Here is a 279-nt window from a genome sequence, read left to right on the forward strand (position 1 = left end):
CTTTTCCCAGCCGATCTTGAAGTTGCCGAGCGAGCGCTGCGCCTGCGCGCCCCAGTAGCGATCGGCCTGAACTTCAATAGGGCCAAATGTATCGGTTTCCGTCCGTGTGGCTGTCATCAATCTTGCCTTTTTACTCGTGTTCCTCCGCCAAAACGGCGCCTTCGCCCGCCTTGCGCGGCCGATATATAGAATCATCGCGGCGGCAAAGAAAGCCGCTGCAATGCGGCGCGGGAAGATATTTCCCGTCGTTGCGCGGCGATTTGCCTGCAGCGAATGCAG

General features: G+C 58.8%; 1 pseudogene. It reads right to left on the reverse strand.

Annotated features, from left to right (window positions below):
• Nucleotides 1–195 (reverse strand): annotated as a pseudogene (gene fumC / locus EN857_RS36075) (class II fumarate hydratase); the annotation flags it as partial.
• Between the last annotated feature and the right edge of the window lie 84 nt (nucleotides 196–279).

The sequence above is a fragment of the Mesorhizobium sp. M4B.F.Ca.ET.214.01.1.1 genome, assembly GCF_004791545.1.
GTDB lineage: Bacteria > Pseudomonadota > Alphaproteobacteria > Rhizobiales > Rhizobiaceae > Mesorhizobium > Mesorhizobium abyssinicae.